This window comes from Mycobacterium arosiense ATCC BAA-1401 = DSM 45069 (assembly GCF_002086125.1).
Classification (GTDB): domain Bacteria; phylum Actinomycetota; class Actinomycetes; order Mycobacteriales; family Mycobacteriaceae; genus Mycobacterium; species Mycobacterium arosiense.
In genome coordinates, this window is sequence record NZ_MVHG01000404.1 from 1 (window position 1) to 236 (window position 236).

The 236-nt window shown below is 67.8% G+C and carries 1 protein-coding gene; it reads left to right on the forward strand.

Annotated features, from left to right (window positions below):
• Positions 1-236 (forward strand): PAS domain-containing protein (locus BST14_RS32350; protein WP_142279743.1); only part of this gene is annotated, 236 nt, incomplete at both ends.

A 236-nucleotide genomic window follows, 5' to 3' on the forward strand; every position in this document is an offset into this window, starting at 1 on the left:
GTCGATGCGCGACGGCTACTTCGAAATGGACGTCGACGGCGTGATCCTCACCGTCAACCCCGCGCTCTGCCAACTGCTCGGCCAGACGCGCGAAACGCTGATCGGCCATCCCTACTACGAACTGCTCGGCGAAGACGACCTGGCGCGTGCCCGCCAACCCTTCCAGCGCGCCATGCAGAGCGGCGCAGGCAAGACCTTCGCCATCCCCCTGCAGCGCGCCGACGGCAGCCTCGGCT